The 531-nt window shown below is 34.8% G+C and carries 1 protein-coding gene; it reads right to left on the reverse strand.

Annotated elements, in window-relative coordinates; all coding sequences use genetic code 11:
• On the reverse strand, positions 1–531 hold a 531-nt coding region (locus ACFO3O_RS22610; RefSeq protein WP_379983080.1), incomplete at both ends, for a PorP/SprF family type IX secretion system membrane protein.

A 531-nucleotide genomic window follows, 5' to 3' on the forward strand; every position in this document is an offset into this window, starting at 1 on the left:
CTTCTCTAGAAATAAGAAATTTGCTGTAAGATCTACTTGTAAAGGAGCTCCAGCTACCGCTTTAATCAATGTACTTGGCTTGAATTTTACTTGGTCAGAAATATCAAAAGCATATCCTAATATTCCGTAATAATTGATACGCTCTTCGGCGACAAAACTACTACTATTGGAGTTATTGCTTGTATCAAAGTGATCCGTCTGGATTAAGTTAGGTGCACTCAAACCTGCATAAAACTTATCGGTGTGATAATAAACTCCTGCGCCAATAACAGGAGATAATTTATTATCTATGTTTTGAGAAAAACGAGGGTCTGTAGGATCAAAAAGATTTAATCTCGTAAAATCTACATCTAGAATATGTCCACCTGCCTTAAGTCCAAAACTTAATTTTCCTTTGTCTGAGGTATCGATTGTATAACTAAAATCTACACCAATGTAGGTTTCTTGAGAAGGACCTAGTGCATCATTTACAATCGATAAACCTAATCCAACTTTACTCTCTGAAATAGGAGAATGAATACTTAAACTCTG

This window comes from Dokdonia ponticola, from assembly GCF_042653865.1.
GTDB classification, from domain to species: Bacteria; Bacteroidota; Bacteroidia; order Flavobacteriales; family Flavobacteriaceae; genus Dokdonia; species Dokdonia ponticola.